Genomic DNA, 14,825 nt, shown 5'->3' with positions numbered 1-14,825 from the left:
TCCTCAGCGCGTGGGCAGCACGGTGGAGTAGCGCCCCGTGCTGTCGGACACCGTCTGAGCGAGCAGCAGCGACGCCGGCCGGCCCGCCACCGTCACCACGCGGAAGAAGCGCACGGACGCGTTCGCCGCGATGCCGTCCGGCGCCAGCGCGGGGTCCGGGGGCAGGGTGATGCGTCCGCTCAGCGAGCGGCCCCGCGACAGCGTGAAGGCCGCCAGCTCCAACACCTGCTCCTCCTGGGTCCGGGGCGGCACGGTGACGAAGCGGCTGACGCGCGGCAGGTTCTCCCCGGGCAGGAAGTCCAGCCGGTACTCGCCCGGATCCAGGGCCAGCTGGAAGCCGCCGGCGCCGTCGGTCGTGAAGGGCGCCTCGAAGCCCATGGGCGGCTGGGGCCAGCCCGTGAGCGCGCCCACCGGCTCCACCACGATGCGCACGCCCGACGCGGGCCCGCTGCCGTCGGGCTGCCGCACGCTGCCCGTCACCGCCATGCGCGGCGGGCACGTCACGTCCGGCAGCACCGTGTCCACCGTGGACACCACCACCTGCTGGAGCGTGAGGCGCGACGGGGAGCTGGGGGGCGGCACGATGACCAGCGTGAGCGGGGACTCGGGGAGGCCGGGCAGGGAGGTGAGCTGGTAGCGCCCCTGGGCGTCCGTCAGCGCGGGCACCCCCTGGAACGTGCCGCCGCCGGCCACGCGGCCCTGGAGCGACACGCGGGCACCCTCCATGGGCACGGCTCCGTCCGTCTCCAGCACGCGGCCCTCCACGCGCACCGGGGCGCCGGGATCACCCAGCTCCAGCGCGGACGCGAAGCCCACGGACGGATCCACCACGAAGGTCTTCCGGGGCACCACGTCCGAGGCGTTCAGCGGCGTCACCCGCAGCAGCACGGTGGGGCGCGCGGCGTCCTCCGCGCTGAGCGCCAGTTGGAACCCGCCGGTGTCCCGGGACACGCGGGCGCGCTGGGACAGGGGGCGAAGGGAGTCATCCAGCGCCTGCACCTCCACGTCCGCGTCCACCCGGCGCGAGCCCTGGAGCACCAGCGTCCCCGAGAGCGTGATGACCCGCGCGGGCGTGGGCAGCTCGAACGCCACGCTGCCGCCCGTGGCGGGGTCCACGGAGGCGGTGCGCACGAGCGGCGGCACGGCCTTGTCCACCGGGGTGAGCGTCACCGTGTAGTCGCCGCTGCCCACGGGCAGGACCCACGCGCCGTTGTCCGGGATGAGCGTCGTCTCATAGCGGCGGCCCACGCCCGGGATGAGGCGGCTCTCGCCCGTGGCGAGCAGGTGGACCGGTCCGCGATAGGCGATGGTGGCCACGCCGCCGTCCCCCGTGGTGACGGCGCCTCGCGACACCTCGCCGCGAAGGCGCACGGGGCTGAACAGCTCCAGGTTCTGCTCCGGGCGCAGCCGGTCCACCGGGAAGTCCTGCGCGAGCAGGCCCGCCTTGGGGTGGGCCTGCACCTCCACGACGATGTCGCCGCCCGGGTTGCCGCAGCCGTCCACGAAGCACACCTGCCCCGCGGCGCACTCCGCGTCGGAGCGGCAGACGAGCTGATCCGGCGGCGGCTCGTCCTCCAGGAAGGCGCACCCGCTCGCGGACACCCCGAGCGCCAGCGCCAGGGCCCGGAGCGCGCGCCTCACTGGCAGTCCCCCGCCACGGTGTTCACCACCCAGGAGTACGAGGTGACGAAGCCCGGGTTCTTCACCACGCCGCCGTCCGCGAGGAACACCTCCTCCGGAGGATCCGGCTGGCGGTTGGTGAGGTGCCGGTCCGTCACCAGCGCCTCCACCAGGTGGATGCCCGGAGTGCTCAGCGGGTTGTTGGCCGCGCGCAGGTCCATGTGCAGCGTGCCCCGGTCGTCGCGCCGGGGCTGGCCGGTGTTGGCCAGGACGATCTGCCGGTAGGAGCCCACGGGGTTGGACGGGTTGTAGTCCACGTACCACTCCACCGTGATGCGGTCGTCCACGTCCAGGTCCTCCACCACCACGCTGAAGTCCTGCGTGCAGCTGCCCACGCCGAAGGCGCGCAGGATGCGCTCGGAGGGCTCCACCTGCTCCTCCACGACGCGCGGCGGCCGGTTCTTGAACCCGGGCACGCCCTCCAGGAGCGCCTGATCCTGGGGGATGAGGCACCCGGAGCCCACCGCGAGCGATGCGAGGCCCAGCGCCGCCAGGAGCGGCCGGAGGATGCCCCGGGACTGTCGCGTCGCGTGACGGTGCATGGCGTGGAAAAGGAAGCCTATAGCAGGTCCTCGTTCTCCTCGGGGGGCAGCGGCCGGCCGGTCTTCTCCGCCTCCAGCTTCTCCAGGTGGCGGAAGATGGTGCGCGGATCCACGCCCAGGTCCTTGGCCGTCTTGGTGCGGTTGCCGTTGTTCCGGGCCAGCACCTCGTTGATGTAGCGCTTCTGGAACTCTTCCTTGGCCTGGAGCAGCGGCATGATGGGCTCCAGGTTCTCCGGCTTGAGGTCCAGGTCGTCGGGGCCCATCAGCGGCTTGTCCGCCAGGACGACCGCCTTCTTCAGGCGGTTCTCCAGCTCCCGGATGTTGCCGGGCCAGCCGTACTTCTTCATGGACACGGCGGCGGCGGGCGTGAAGCCCCGGGCCTTGGAGCTGAACTCGCGCGCGTACTTCTGCAGGAAGAAGCGGCCCAGCACGATGACGTCCTCGCCGCGATCGCGCAGGGGCGGCAGCTTCACGGTGACGACGTTGAGGCGGTAGTAGAGGTCCTCGCGGAACGCGTTGCGCTTGACCTCCTCCTCCAGGATCTTGTTCGTCGCGGCCACCACGCGGATGTCCACCGGCTCGCCGCGGTTCTCGCCGACCTTGTAGACGATCTTGTCCTGGAGCGCGCGCAGCAGCTTCACCTGGAGCTGGAGCGGCATCTCGCCAATCTCATCCAGGAAGAGGGTGCCGCCGATGGCCGCCTGGAACTTGCCGGGCCGCGTGGCCACCGCGCCGGTGAAGGCGCCCTTGGCGTGGCCGAACAGCTCGCTCTCCAGCAGGTTCTCCGGGATGGCGCCGCAGTTGACCGTGATGAACGGGCCCTTGGCGCGCGGCGAGCGGCGGTGGATCTCCCGGGCGATGAGCTCCTTGCCGGTGCCCGTCTCCCCGGTGATGAGCACGGAGATGTCCGTGGGGGCGATCTTGTCGATGCGCTTGTACACGTCGCGCATGCCCTGGCACGCGCCCACGATGTCGCCGTAGCGCTGGTCCTCCAGCTTGCGGCGCAGCTCCGTGTTGTCCAGCTTCAGGTCGTTGACGAGCAGCGCGTTCTGGAGCAGCAGCGAGGCCTGCGCCGCGAACACGGTGAGCATGTCCAGGCTCTTGGGCTCGAAGCGGTTCACCAGCCGGTCGTTGCCCACGTAGAGCACGCCGAACAGGTCGCCCTTGTGCATCACCGGCACGCACATGACGGAGTGGACCTTGAGGTTCACCACCGACTCGCTGGCCTTGAACTCCGGCGCGTCCAGCGCGTCCGCGACGATGATGGCCTTCTGGTCCTTCACCACCTTGGCGATGATGGAGTCGGACAGCTTCTCCACCGCGTCCTCGATGTTCTCCCGCGCCACGTTGCGCGCGGCCTTCACGCGCGGCTCGCCGCTCTCCACCAGGATGAGGAAGCCCTTGTCGGCGCGCGTCACCTCGATGGCCTCGTCCAGCAGGCTCTCCAGGATGCGGTCCACGTCGTAGCTGCCGAAGAGCCGCTCGCTGAACGCGGTGAGCCGCTTGAGCAGCACGAGCTCACGGCCCGCCACGCCGGGCAGCTCGGACGTGTGCGAGTCGGAGGACTCGGTGGCGGCCGGGCCGAGGGACACCTCGCGCGAGGGCACCTCGCGGCGCACGGGTTCGCGGGGAGCGTCCTCGCGGGAGAAGATGAGCTCGGTGCCGCCGACCTTCACCACGTCGCCGGTGGCGAGCGCGTGGTTGTCGCGGCGCTTGCCATTGACGTGGAAGGTGGCACCCAGGCTGCCCACCTCGTAACGGGTGCCGTCGAAGGTGACGTGCAGCGCGCTGGCGGGGACGGCGAGGTCCTCCAGGGGCACGTCGTTGTCGGATCCCCGTCCCAGGCTGGTGATGCGCTTGAGCAGGGAGACCGTACGGACCTTTCCATCGGGGGTGCGGACGGTGAGGCTGGCCATGGTCGGGGCTTGGTTTCCGGGGCTAGAACGTGAGGGAGAAGCCGGCGCCCAGCCCACCGCGGGCGGAGTACAGCCGCAGGCGCGGGGGAGCGGACTGGGAGACGGCGGAGGGCTTCGGCTCGGGGCGGGACTCCACGGTGGTGCTCGTCACCACCTGATCCTCGTGGTGGTAGACGGCGTCCACCACGCCCAGGGTGTAGACGGTGTAGAAGCCGGTGGCGGACGCGAGCTTGAGCAGCTGCCAGGTGTCCGCCTGCCGGGCGCGGTCGGTGGGGATGAAGCGCACCGGAATGGAGGCGCGGCCGTCCTCGTCCAGGACGTTGTCCAGGTTGATGAACCGCTCCTCGAAGAGCGAGTCGTACGCGAAGAACGCGATGATGCTGGTGAGGGCGAGCACGCCCTCGGTGGCCGCGAAGACGATGCCCATGCCGTTGCGGCCCTGCTGGAACTGACCGGCGCCGAACGGGACGAAGTTGACCAGGAAGTTGCGCTTCTCCACGGTGCGCACCGTCACCTGGCGGGCCAGCTCCTCCGCGCGGCGGCGCTGCGTCTCCAGGGCGACGCGCTCCTGTTCGCGGCGCTCGGACTCCGCCTTCTCGCGCTCCAGGCGCAGGCGCTGCTCCTGGCGGAGGAACTCGCGCTCGCCGGCCATCTGGCTCTTGAGGTCCTCGAAGTAGGCGACCGCCGGGGGCGGGACGACGAAGGGGTCCAGGCCGAAGTCGGGGTCCAGGCGGATGACGGCGCGCAGGTGGCGCTCGGCTTCCTCCGTCTTGTTGAGGTTGAAGGCGGACAGGCCCGCGAGCTTGTGCAGCTCCACGAGGTCCTCCTCGGACAGGTCGCCGCGGTCGATGCGCTGGCCGGCGCGCTCCAGGACCTCGGCGTACTTGCCGTACTCGAAGGAGGAGCGCAGCGCGGCGACCTCCGGGTCCGCGGCGGCGGGCGCCTGCGCGCGCACGGACGCGGGGCCGAGCAGGGCCCACAGGAGCGACAGGAGCAGCAAGGGGCCGCGGCTCATTCGGGCAGCAGGCTCCCGCGAAGGGTGGTGGGCTTGCCGGGCTCCAGCAGGACGACGCGCTTCTCCGTCTTGTAGCCGGGGGAGGAGACCTCCACCTCCACGCGGTGCTGGAAGCTGGCGGGGCCCCGGGGCGAGCGGATGTCGAAGGGGTGCTGGAGGCTGTCGTGCGCGGTGCGCTCCACGTCGCCCACGCGCACGGTGGCGTCCGCCGGCTGGTAGTCCATGGCGAGCTGCGACGACTTCAGGAGGGCGCGCAGGCGGAAGACGTTCTCACCCTGGGGCTTCACGTCGATGGTCTCCGTCGCGTCCTCGCAGTAGCCGCAAGAGACCGTGATGGTATGCGCGCCCGGGGCCAAGAGCACGTCGTGCTGCGCGAGCTGCTGCGCGCTGGCGGGGCCGCCGTCCACGCGGATGGAGCCGTAGGGGCGCACGAGGATGGACACGGGGAGCCGGCCGTTGCGCGCGTGCCGGGCTTCGTCCTGCGGTTCGAGGGCGGCGACGACGGTCGGGCGCGACGCCGTGCGCTCCGGAGGGGAGGGGAGCCCGTTCGGGGGGCGAGGCGTGGCGTCGGTGTTGCTCGGGGGCGGCGAGAGCGCGTCGCGCCCGGCGGTCGCCGTGCCGGTCCCCCCCGTGCCCTGCGCGCTGGTCGTCGGCGTGGAGGAGCCGGGCGTGGGACGTGAGCCGGGCGCACCGCCCGGGGCCGGTGCGCCGTGGGACGTGTCCGGAGGCCCATGGGAGGCCTCGGAGGGCCCGGACGGGCGCCGCGAGCCCTCCGGCGTGCCCGGGGCGGTCCCTTCGGGCTGGGAGCCCGTGCCCGTCGCCGCTCCCACGGGACGCGGAGCCGTGGCCCCTCCCGTGTCCGCGGCGCCGCCCGTGCCTTCCACCTTCGGGGGCCCGGACGGGGTGGCCCCTGGAGACAGCCGGCGCCACTGCCAGCCGCCCAAGCCCAACGCGAGCGCCACGCCCAGCCCGATGCCCACGCGGATGCCGCGCCTGCGCCACGTGCGTCGCCGCTGCTGGCGCTGGATGACCTTGAGCAACCCGAGCGCCCGCTCGTTCGTCGCGTCCAGCGCGAGCACGTGGTTGAGGCAGGCCAGCGCGCGCGGCGTGCGCTTCTCCGCCAGCTGCCGCTCCCCGCGCTCCAGCAGCGACGCGACGATGCGCTGGCGCGCGAGCCGCTGGTACGACGGCGGATCCGCGAAGAAGGAGATCAGCTCCTCGCCCACGCGGGAGAACCCCAGCCCCGCGAGCGCGTCCGCCAGCGCGTCGCGCAGCTTCCCGGCGTTGGGGTAGCGCCGCTGCGGATCGCGCTGGAGACACGTCGCGCAGATCTCCGCCAACTCGTCCGACAGCGCGGGCACGCGGCGGCGGGGATCCTCGTAGGCCCCGTCCAGGATGCGCTTGAGCGTCGCGGTGGTGTTGGACGCGGTGAACGGCAGCCGGCCGGTCATCAGCGCGTAGAACATGATGCCCAGGCTGAAGACATCCGCTTCGGGCCCTGCCTCCAGGCCCTCGATGATCTCCGGCGACATGTGCGCGGGCGAACCCACCAGGGCGCCCGTCACCGTCATCCGGTCCTCGATGTCGAGCAGCCGCGCGATGCCGAAGTCCATGAGCTTGAGGACCCCGTCCTCGCGCACCATGACGTTCTCCGGCTTCAGGTCGCGGTGGATGACGCCCGCCTCGTGCGCGTGCGCCAGCGCCGCCGCCAGCTCGTGGATGATCATCGCCGCCAGCTCCGGCGGCTCCAGCGGGCCTTCATCCAGGTACGTCTTGAGCGTCCGGCCGCGGATGTACTCGGTGACGATGAAGGCGTCGTGCGCCTCCGCCGACGAGAAGTCGAACACCTCCAGGATGTTCGGGTGGTGCAGCTTCGCCACCGCGCGGGCCTCGCGGGCCAGCCGCCGGCGGGACTCGTCCTTGCCGGCCAGGTGCGGGTGCAGCACCTTCACCGCGACCTCGCGGTCCAGGGCCGTGTCCAGCCCCTTGTACACGACGCTCATGCCCCCGGAGCCCAGCTCCTCCAGGATGCGATAGCGACCGATATGGCGGCCGACGAGCGTCATGGCGTGGTGCGCAGTGCTCCCTTCAGTCCCCGAAACCGATGCCCATGCTCCGCGCGAACCGCACCAGGTCTCCCTGGGGATCCACCCGTCGCTCCTTGCGAGACTCGCTCAGCGGCACGCCGACGATCTCGTTGTTCCTGAGGGCCACCATGTGCCCCCACTCGCCATCCCGCACCAGGTCCAGCACCTTGCAGCCGTAGCGCGTGGCCAGCACGCGGTCCGCGGCGCTCGGGCTGCCGCCGCGCTGCAGGTGCCCCAGCACCGTGACGCGGATCTCCGCATCGATATGGCTCGCGAGCAAATCCGCGCACACCTTCCCGGAGCCGCCCAGCCGCACCACGCCCCGGCCCGGGATGTCCGCGGCCTCCGCCAGCACGGACAGCGCGCCGCCCTGGGGGAAGGCGCCCTCGGAGATGGCGATGATGGAGAAGCTGCGCCGCCGCGTGGACCGCCGCTTCAGCGTCTCCAGCAGGGACTCCACCCGGTATGGGATCTCCGGGATGAGGATGACGTCCGCGCCGCCCGCGATGCCGCTCTCCAGCGTGAGGAAGCCCGCGTGCCGGCCCATGATCTCCACCACCATCACGCGGTCATGCGCCTCCGCCGTGGAGTGCAGCCGGTCCAGCGCCTCCGTGACGATGAGCCTCGCGGTGTCGAACCCGAACGTCTGGTCCGTGCCGGACAGGTCGTTGTCGATGGTCTTCGGACACCCGACGACGTTCAGCCCCTTGTCCGCCAGCTGGTGCGCGATGGTCAGCGTGCCGTCCCCGCCAATGGCCACCAGCCCGTCCAGCCGCAGCTCCTCGCAGCGGCGCAGCACCTGATCCGACACGTCCCGCTCCACCCAGCCTGGGCCCTCACGCACCGGGTAGGCGAACGGGTTCGCCTTGTTGGACGTGCCCAGGATGGTGCCGCCCTTGGGCAGGATGCCGCGCGTGTCCTCCACCCCGAGCGGGCGGACGAGCTCCGGCTCCACCAGGCCCATGTAGCCGTTCTCGATGCCGACGAACGAATGGCCGAACTCGTGCGCGCCTCGTCGGACGAGGCCTCGGATGAGCGCGTTGAGCCCCGGGCAGTCACCACCACCGGTGAGGACACCGAGTCGAAGAGGTCGGGTCATAAGGGAAGGATGTAGGTCGGACGCGGGTGTCAGTGGGACCGGGCGACACTATGACAGCAACGTCGGTGCGGATTGTAGGTGCCACCCCTGGGGTGCGCAACGCGCGAATCACGCGTCGCGTTGGATCCGCGCTCGCAGGGATGAGGGAGCCCCCTCAGTCGCGCTTGATGCGGCGGCGGGAGGCCAGGCGGTCCAGGAGGGCCTGGAGGCGGTCCTCCTTCTGCTCCGGGAGGGCTCGGTCGGTCGGGGACTGCACGGGCATCTCGCGGGCCATCCGGTACAGCTCCTCCAGTCGCTCCTGCACCAGCTCGTTGCCGGGCCGCTCCTGGAGCGCGCGGCGGTACGCGGCGGCGGCGCCCACGTAGTCACCCAGGGTGAAGAGGCGCTCGCCCTCCTGCATGGGGGACTGCGGGCCCAAGGGGAGGCGCTGGGGCTCGCGCACGCGGTTCTTCAGGTGCTGCAGCTCCTCCGGCTGGAGGCTGTCCCGCAGGTGGGCGAGCTTGAGGGCCAGCGCCTCCTCGCGGGGGAAGGCGCGCAGCAGGTGCTCGAAGAGCTCGAACGCTTCCGCCAACTCCCCCCGGCGCAGGGCGCGGTCGGCACGTGCTTCCATGTCGGCCCGGACGTCAGGAGTCATCTCGCGGGCGAGAGTAGCTGGAGCCCGCCCGGGATGTCACATGCGTAAAAAAGCAGCGCTCGGTGGCCCGCACGGCTTCAGGCCGTCGTGGCCGCGGAGTCTGGAAGGACGGTGTTCTCCGCACTCCGGGCGCTCCGCCGCCAGTGGCGGAAGAGCCACGCGGCCAGGAGCCCGTTGAGCACGAGCCCGAAGACGCCCTCGCCGTTGAAGATCCAGACCGCTCCACCGAACAGCCCCGGCCGGCCGTCGTAGACGCTGCCGAACAGGAGCGGGTTGATGAGGTTCCAGCTGATGTGGAAGAGGGCGGGCGGCCAGATGGAGCGCGACGCCATGTAGAGCTGCGCGAACACCACCGCGGCCACCGCGATGGACGCGAGGAACGTCACGTTCTGCGCCACGTGCCCGCGCTGCGTGGAGGAGAAGATGAGCGGCAGGTGGAAGGCGGCCCACACCGGCATGGTGATGGCCGCGGCCAGCGCCGGCCGGTGCATCCACCAGCGCGTGAGGGTTCCGCGCCAGCCCACCTCCTCGCCCAGCTCGCTGGGGACCCCGAAGCCGACGACGGGCCACCACACCAGCGCCAGCAGTCCGAAGCGCAGCCAGCGCCAGCGCTCCGGCAGCCGCGCGCCCAGCCGCTCCACCCAGCGCCAGCGCACGGCCGCCGCGGCCAGCCACCACGTCACCGTCAGCGCCCAGAACAGCGACACCATCACCGGCACCGTCGCCACGCCCGTCACCCCGAACGGACCCTTGAGCACCTCCGGCTGATACTGGATGAGGCCCGCGTCCCCGGTCGCGAACCGCAGCCCATACGCCAGGGGCGTGATGACGGCCGCGTACGCCAGGGGCAGCGCCAGCCCCAGCAACCACCACTTGAAGCCGGGGAAGGCGAAGCCCACCGTGGACGGCGGCTCGCGGCGGAAGAACCAGGAGCACGCGAGGCCCACGATGCCGGGCACGCACATCATCCAGCGCAGCAGGGCCGGCGTCTTCTCACCGCCCATCAGGAACAGCACGGCCAGGGTCCAGCTCACCGCGAGCGTCACCACGATGAACGTGAGGGTTTCTTTCCGGGGATTCCTCATGTTCCTGAGCATACCGATTGGCCATGCCCCGTCGAGCCTCGCGTGTGGGAGCGGCCGGCCGGTCGGGCCGCTCCCCGTGGAGGCGCCTCAGGGCTTGAGGTGGACCTGCTGCGCGCCCTGGAGGCGTTCAGCCTGGAGGCCGCGCTCGCGAGCGGTGGCGAGCAGCAGATCCGACTCCTTCATGCGGGGCGTCTCCGGCGTGGCGGCGGGCCCGATGATGTGCTCCATCCAGGGCTCCAGGCCCATGGCGTAGTTGAAGAGTCGCCGTGCGCCCACGAGCTCCAGCAGGCGCAGGCCCTCCGTGGAGTTGCTGCCGCGGCAGCGGCGGTTCTTCTCCAGCTTGCGGTCGCGCTTCTTGGGGAAGAAGCCCTCCATCATCCAGGTGTGCGGCGCGCCTTCGATCTCCGTGTTCATGAAGACCGTGTGCAGGTCGCCCACCGTGCGGCGCAGATCGCGGTACGTCGTCTCATCCACGCACATGGAGTCCGCGGCGAAGAACATGCGCTCTTCGCCCACGCGGAGGATCCACGCCGTCTTGGCGTGGGCCACGTCGCCGTGCTCGCCCATGAACGGCGCGGCGATGATCTCTCCGTCCGGCAGGGGCAGCGATTCGTAGAAGTAGGGCTCCAGCACGTCGCGGAAGCCCAGCGCCTTGCCCAGCAGCCGGGGCGAGTAGTCGCCGGCCAGGGCTCCGCTGGAGCGCGGCACCATCAGCGTCCCGATGCGGTGGCGCAGGCGCAGCAGCGTTTCGATGTCCAGGTGATCCGGATGGCTGTGGGTGATGAGGACGTAGTCGATGCGGCGGGGCAGGTCCGCGAAGGACATGCGCTCCAGCGGGCCCACCTTCTCCGGGCGCACGGGCACCACGGCGTCGATGAGGATGGCCGTGCCCTTCCACTCCACCAGCACGCACGCGTGGCCCACGTAGCGCACGCGCGCGCCCGGTCCGTTCCAGGTGTCGGAGACGGTCTGGGGCGCCTCCGTGAGCAGGGGCAACAGCTCCGCGTCGGAGGTCACCGCGTCGCCCAGCACGTCGCGGATCCACTCCAGCGGCCGGGGCTCCAGGTCCAGGCTGAAGAGCTTGTCCAGGCGCGCGTCGTGGAAGGGCACCTTCCAGTCCAACTGCCCCGCCTCGCGCAGGCGCGGCGTGGTGAGCAGTGAGTCGCGCTCCGCGTCCGCCTTCAGCCGGCGGATCCGCAGCGACTGGAGCTCCGTCTTGTGGTGGCGGCCCCGGTACAGCAGGCCCTCGTGCACGCGCATCGACGGGCGGTTCACGTAGTCGTAGACCAGCTCCACCAGTCCCTTGAGCGGCTCTGGCAGCCGCGCGTACAGCGGCTCCAGGGATTGGCCCTTGGCCTCCGCCAGCAACTGCGTCTGGAACTCGTCGAAGGACTCCGCCAGCTGGAGGCGGTCCTCCTGCGCGGCGGTGATCCGCTGCAGCAGCGCTCGGACTTCATCCGCGCGCTCGGGCGCCACGCCCACGAAGGAGCTGCCGCTGAGCGCGGGATCCTTCGCGGCCTTCGCGTGGAAGTCCGGGGTCTGCAGATAGGCCTTCAGCAGCGGCACCAGATAGGCCTGCAAGTGCAGGCTGGCGGGCATGGGGGCCACCGTCATCCACCAGGCCTGGAAGTCCTGGACAAGCGGCTCGACGAGGGTGGCATCCGCGAGGCGAAACAAGGGAGCAGTCATGGTGTGCGTTCGGGGAAGCACCGACAGCCTCGCGCAATCCCAGGGGATCCGAGTGTGGATCCCACCGAGTCAAGCCAGGGCGCGGCACAAGCAGAAGAGCAGGAAGCAGGGCGAGCGAGCGAATCTGCGCGATTCGAGCAAATAATTCAAGTTCGGTACAACACCGCCCTAGTGGTATTCTCGTACCAGTCCTGCTCCCCCCGGAAGCATTGCAAGGGCCGCCGTGTCACGCACCGAGAGTGTGCGTCGCGGCGCGACAAAGACGGCCCTCTTGCAGACCTTGTGGTGCGCTCCGGCCTTCCTGATGGGTTCTCCTGTGTCGCGTTCCCTTGAGCTGACGCCCTCGCATTCCACCCTCGTCGAAATCTTGCGCGACCGGGCCGAAGTGCGCTCCGAACAACCGCTGTACACGTTCCTGGACGACGCGGGGCAGGAAGACGGGACGCTGAGTTACGCGGGGCTGGATGCGCGGGCGCGGCGGATCGCGGGGGCGCTGCGGGCGCTGGCGAAGCCGGGCGAGCGCGTGATGCTGCTGTATCCGCCGGGCCTGGAGTACGTGGCGGGGTTCTTCGGGTGCCTCTACGCGGGGCTCATCGCGGTGCCGGCGTATCCGCCGGATCCGATGCGGCTGGAGCGGACGCTGCCGCGCCTGAGGGCGATCATCCAGGACGCGAACGCGACGGTGGTGCTCACCACGTCCGGCATCCTGGGGATGACGGAGTTCGTCTTCGAGCAGGCCCCGGATCTGCGCTCGCTGCACTGGGTGGCGACGGACGAGATCGCCGCGGGGGCGGAGGCGGACTGGGCTCCGCCGGACGTGGACGCGTCCACGCTGGCGTTCCTCCAGTACACGTCGGGGTCCACGGGCTCGCCCAAGGGCGTGATGCTGAGCCACGGCAACCTCGCGCACAACCTGGTGCTGATCACGGACGCCTTCCAGTTGGACGCGGGAAGCTCGGGCGTCATCTGGCTGCCGCCGTACCACGACATGGGACTCATCGGCGGCATCCTCACGCCGCTGTACGCGACGTTCCACGCGGCGTTGATGTCGCCGCTGACGATGCTGAAGAACCCGCGCGTGTGGCTGGAGGCCGTCACCCGCTACAAGGGCACGGTCAGCGGAGGGCCGAACTTCGCGTTCGACCTGTGCGTGCGGCGCATCCCCGCGGAGGAGCGGCAGTCGCTGGACCTGAGCTCGTGGCGGGTGGCGTTCACCGGCGCGGAGCCCATCCGTCCGGCGACGTTGGATCGCTTCGAGGCGGCCTTCGGGCCGCACGGCTTCCGGCGCGAGTTCTTCTACCCGTGCTACGGCCTGGCGGAGGCGACGCTGCTGGTGTCGGGCGGGCGGGTGGAGGCGCCGCCGGTGCGGTGCGCGCTGGACGCGCCCGCGCTGGAGCAGCGCCGCGCCGTGCTGGTGGACGCGGCGAAGCCGGAGGCGCGTCTGCTGGTCGGCTGCGGCGAGGTGCGCCCGGGACATCCCGTGGCCATCGTGGATCCGCGGACGCGCGAGGCGTGCGCGCCCGGCGGCGTGGGAGAGATCTGGGTGCGCGGCCCCAGCGTGGCGCTGGGCTACTGGCGCAAGCCGGACGCGACGGTGGAGGCGTTCCAGGCGCGCGTGAAGGGCAGCGATGAAGGCCCGTTCCTGCGCACGGGAGACCTGGGCTTCATGCGGGATGGCGAGGTGTTCGTCACCGGCCGGGCCAAGGACCTGATCATCATCCGGGGCCGCAACCACTACCCGCAGGACATCGAGCAGACGGTGGAGGAGAGCCACCCGGCGCTGCGAGCCGGGAGCGTCGCGGCGGTGTCGCTGGAGGTGGCGGGGGAGGAGCGCCTGGTGGTGGTGCAGGAGATCGACCTGCGCAAGGCGGGCAACCTGCGCAAGCAGGTGGACATGGCCGAAGCGGCGGTGAAGGAGATCCGCCAGCGCGTCGCCGAGCGGCACGAGGTGCAGGTGCACGCCGTGGCGTTGATCGAGCCGGGCAGCATCCCGAAGACCTCCAGCGGGAAGATCCAGCGGCACGCGTGCAAGGCGGGGTTCCTCGCGGACGACCTGCGCACGGTGTTGGTGTGGCGGGAGCCGGGCTTCGACGAAGCCGAGGAGCAGGAAGCCGAAGCATTGGCTGAACCGGCCGCGGCGCCGGTCCGGGACGACCTACCGGAGCCCGTGAGGGCCACGCTGGCGTGGTTGGTGGAGCGAGTGGCGGCGCAGTTGCGGGTGCCGGCGAAGACGGTGGATCCACGCGAGCCCATCACGCGGTACGGGCTGGATTCGCTGAGCGCGGTGGAGTTGGCGCACGCGGTGGAGAAGGGCCTGGGGATCGCGCTGCCCATGGAGCTGCTGCTCCAGGGGCCGAGCCTCTTGGATCTGGCCCAGCGGATCACGGCCTCGAAGCAGGACGCGCCGAAGGCGGCGGTGCTCGCGCCGAGGTCTCGGGGGGCCACGCAGCCGCTTTCATTCGCGCAGCAGCGCTTGTGGTTCCTGGACCGCCTGGAGCAGGGAAGCGCGCTCTACAGCGTGCCGGGCGCGGTGCGGCTGGACGGCGCGCTGGACGAGGAGGCGATGCGGCGCAGCTTGGAGGAGATCGTTCGCAGGCACGAGTCGCTGCGCACGACGTTCCGCGAGGAGAACGGTCAGGCGGTGCAGCTCATCCATCCGGCGAAGGCCTTCGAGCTGCCGGTCGTGGACCTGACGGGACACGCGGAGGCGTCGCGCGAGGCGGAGGCGCGGCGGTGCGCGGATGAAGAGACCGTGCGTCCGTTCGACCTGGGCGTGGGGCCGTTGGTGCGCGCACGCCTGCTGAAGCTGGGCGAGGCGAAGCACGTGTTGCTGGTGACGATGCACCACATCGTCTCCGACGGTTGGTCCCTGGGCGTGCTCGTGCGCGAGGTCGCCGCGCTCTACGACGCGTTCCGAGTGGGACGGGGTTCACCTCTGCCCGAGCTGCGGGTGCAGTACGCGGACTTCGCGGAGTGGCAGCGGGAGTGGCTGCTGGGCGGAGTGCTGGAGAAGCAGGTGGGGTACTGGAAGCAGCGGCTGTCCGGGGCACCGGCGGTGCTGGAGCTGCCGACGGACTT

At 71.2% G+C, this 14,825-nt stretch carries 10 protein-coding genes; 1 reads left to right on the top strand and 9 read right to left on the bottom strand.

Going from position 1 to position 14,825, the window contains the following annotated elements; all coding sequences use genetic code 11:
• Positions 1 to 3: 3 nt before the first annotated feature.
• The 9 genes from FOF48_RS35440 to FOF48_RS35400 all read right to left on the bottom strand — a co-directional run bounded on the left by FOF48_RS35440 (position 4) and on the right by FOF48_RS35400 (position 11,747).
• Positions 4 to 1,641 (bottom strand): carboxypeptidase-like regulatory domain-containing protein, encoded by a 1,638-nt coding sequence (locus FOF48_RS35440; RefSeq protein ID WP_255443038.1) that lies wholly within the window; start codon positions 1,639 to 1,641, stop codon positions 4 to 6.
• Complete coding sequence (locus tag FOF48_RS35435) at positions 1,638 to 2,222, bottom strand: hypothetical protein (protein WP_143909311.1); 585 nt, start codon at positions 2,220 to 2,222, stop codon at positions 1,638 to 1,640. Before FOF48_RS35435 ends, FOF48_RS35440 begins: the two co-directional genes overlap by 4 nt.
• Before the next feature lie 17 nt (positions 2,223 to 2,239).
• Complete coding sequence (locus FOF48_RS35430) at positions 2,240 to 4,138, bottom strand: sigma 54-interacting transcriptional regulator (RefSeq protein ID WP_143909309.1); 1,899 nt, start codon at positions 4,136 to 4,138, stop codon at positions 2,240 to 2,242.
• A gap of 22 nt (positions 4,139 to 4,160) precedes the next feature.
• Positions 4,161 to 5,153, bottom strand: coding sequence for a hypothetical protein (locus FOF48_RS35425; protein ID WP_143909307.1), 993 nt, complete (start codon positions 5,151 to 5,153; stop codon positions 4,161 to 4,163).
• Positions 5,150 to 7,219: a serine/threonine-protein kinase gene (locus FOF48_RS35420; protein ID WP_143909305.1), complete on the bottom strand. Its 2,070-nt coding sequence runs from the start codon at positions 7,217 to 7,219 to the stop codon at positions 5,150 to 5,152. The genes FOF48_RS35425 and FOF48_RS35420 overlap by 4 nt, the downstream gene beginning before the upstream one ends.
• Before the next feature lie 22 nt (positions 7,220 to 7,241).
• The gene (locus FOF48_RS35415) at positions 7,242 to 8,339 is read right to left on the bottom strand and encodes a 6-phosphofructokinase (protein WP_143909303.1); all 1,098 of its coding nucleotides are present in this window, start codon (positions 8,337 to 8,339) and stop codon (positions 7,242 to 7,244) included.
• A 154-nt stretch (positions 8,340 to 8,493) separates the two neighbouring features.
• A complete protein-coding gene (locus FOF48_RS35410; protein WP_186002207.1) occupies positions 8,494 to 8,973 on the bottom strand; it encodes a hypothetical protein in 480 nt (159 codons plus the stop codon).
• A 77-nt stretch (positions 8,974 to 9,050) separates the two neighbouring features.
• Positions 9,051 to 10,058 (bottom strand): CPBP family intramembrane glutamic endopeptidase, encoded by a 1,008-nt coding sequence (locus FOF48_RS35405; protein WP_143909299.1) that lies wholly within the window; start codon positions 10,056 to 10,058, stop codon positions 9,051 to 9,053.
• An 87-nt stretch (positions 10,059 to 10,145) separates the two neighbouring features.
• Positions 10,146 to 11,747, bottom strand: coding sequence for an MBL fold metallo-hydrolase (locus tag FOF48_RS35400; protein ID WP_143909297.1), 1,602 nt, complete (start codon positions 11,745 to 11,747; stop codon positions 10,146 to 10,148).
• Positions 11,748 to 12,063: 316 nt separating this feature from the next.
• Between FOF48_RS35400 and FOF48_RS35395 the strand changes: the two genes are divergently transcribed.
• Positions 12,064 to 14,825: AMP-binding protein (locus FOF48_RS35395; protein WP_186002206.1), on the top strand; the 2,762-nt coding region annotated here is incomplete at its 3' end.

The sequence above is a fragment of the Corallococcus sp. Z5C101001 genome (assembly GCF_007352635.1).
Classification (GTDB): domain Bacteria; phylum Myxococcota; class Myxococcia; order Myxococcales; family Myxococcaceae; genus Corallococcus; species Corallococcus silvisoli.
This window is presented reverse-complemented; position numbering and strand designations above follow the sequence as displayed.

Coding starts and splice junctions, on each gene's coding strand:
- FOF48_RS35435 (WP_143909311.1), bottom strand. CDS start 2,222: ATGCACCGTCACGCGACGCGACAGTCCCGGGGCATCCTCCGGCCGCTC.
- FOF48_RS35430 (WP_143909309.1), bottom strand. CDS start 4,138: ATGGCCAGCCTCACCGTCCGCACCCCCGATGGAAAGGTCCGTACGGTC.
- FOF48_RS35425 (WP_143909307.1), bottom strand. CDS start 5,153: ATGAGCCGCGGCCCCTTGCTGCTCCTGTCGCTCCTGTGGGCCCTGCTC.
- FOF48_RS35420 (WP_143909305.1), bottom strand. CDS start 7,219: ATGACGCTCGTCGGCCGCCATATCGGTCGCTATCGCATCCTGGAGGAG.
- FOF48_RS35415 (WP_143909303.1), bottom strand. CDS start 8,339: ATGACCCGACCTCTTCGACTCGGTGTCCTCACCGGTGGTGGTGACTGC.
- FOF48_RS35410 (WP_186002207.1), bottom strand. CDS start 8,973: ATGACTCCTGACGTCCGGGCCGACATGGAAGCACGTGCCGACCGCGCC.
- FOF48_RS35405 (WP_143909299.1), bottom strand. CDS start 10,058: ATGAGGAATCCCCGGAAAGAAACCCTCACGTTCATCGTGGTGACGCTC.
- FOF48_RS35400 (WP_143909297.1), bottom strand. CDS start 11,747: ATGACTGCTCCCTTGTTTCGCCTCGCGGATGCCACCCTCGTCGAGCCG.